This is a genomic window from Streptomyces fuscigenes (genome assembly GCF_021556455.1).
Lineage (GTDB): Bacteria > Actinomycetota > Actinomycetes > Streptomycetales > Streptomycetaceae > Streptomyces > Streptomyces fuscigenes.
In genome coordinates this window covers 1-1,083 of sequence record NZ_JAKGCV010000800.1, presented here as the reverse complement: position 1 = coordinate 1,083, position 1,083 = coordinate 1, and the positions used below count along the sequence as shown (strand labels likewise).

Annotated in this window: 1 protein-coding gene; it reads right to left on the bottom strand. The window is 78.1% G+C overall.

The features are described from left to right. Positions 1 to 84: 84 nt before the first annotated feature. Positions 85 to 1,083 (bottom strand): NsdA family TPR-like regulatory protein (locus L1885_RS28655; protein WP_235800048.1); only part of this gene is annotated, 999 nt, incomplete at its 5' end.

Genomic DNA, 1,083 nt, shown 5'->3' with positions numbered 1-1,083 from the left:
GCGCCGCCCGCGGCACGCACTCGGCCGTGTGCCCGCGCCACGGCACGAGGTCGCGCGCCACGCTCGGGCCCCGGCGGGCGGCGCCTACCGCAGGGCCGAGACCCGGTCGCGGTAGGTGCGCACCGCCGCGGCGTCCCGGTACGGCTCCAGGCGGCGCTCGAAGTCCCGTACGTACTCCACGGCGCGCACGGACCGCATCTCCGACGCGCCCTGGGCGGCCTCCGCGCCCAGGGCGCACGCCTGGTCGAGTTCGCCGAGCCCGAGGCGCGCCGTGGCCAGCACCACCGTGCAGAACAGCCGGCTCCTGGCCAGCTCCGACGGGCGCAGGCTCAGCGAACGCTCCGCGTGCTGCACGGCGGCCCGGTACTGGCCCAGGTCCCGGTGGCAGTGCCCGAACTCGTCGGCGAGCTGGGCCTCGTCGAAGAAGCGCGCCCAGTACGGCACCTCGTCGCCCGCCCGCGCCGCCTCCAGCGCCCGTTCCGCGCGCAGCAGCGTGGACGCGCAGGCCCGCGCGTCGCCGAGGACGCCGTGCCCGCGCGCCTCGGCCGCGTGCAGCAGCGCCTGGACCACGGGCGGGGCCGTCGTGCCGACGCCCTGCTGCGCCACCCGGGCGAGCTGCACCGCCTCCCGGCCGTGGCTGAGGTAGACGGCCTGCCGGCTCATCGTCACCAGCACGTAGGCGCCGTACATCCGGTCGCCGGCCGCCTGCGACAGCCGCAGTGCCTGGACGAAGTAGCGCTGTGCGAGGCCGTGCGCGGCGATGTCGTACGACGTCCAGCCCGCGAGCCGGGTGAGGTCGGCGACCGCGCCGAACAGGCGCCTGCCCACGCTCTCCCCGTAGACGCCGCGCAGCATCGGCTCCGCCTCGTGCTCCAGGTAGCGCACGAGCGCCTGGCGCGCGTGGCCGCCGCCGTAGCGCTGGTCGAGGCTGCGGAAGAGGTCGCCCACGGAGCGCAGTGCCGCGATGTCCCCGGCGGAGACCCGCAGGCCGAGGGCGGGGCCGCCCTGCGGCGTCCCGGGGCGCTCGCCGCGCGGCCGGGGCACGACGGCGGACTCCAGCGCGGCGGCCGTCGGTTGCGCGGG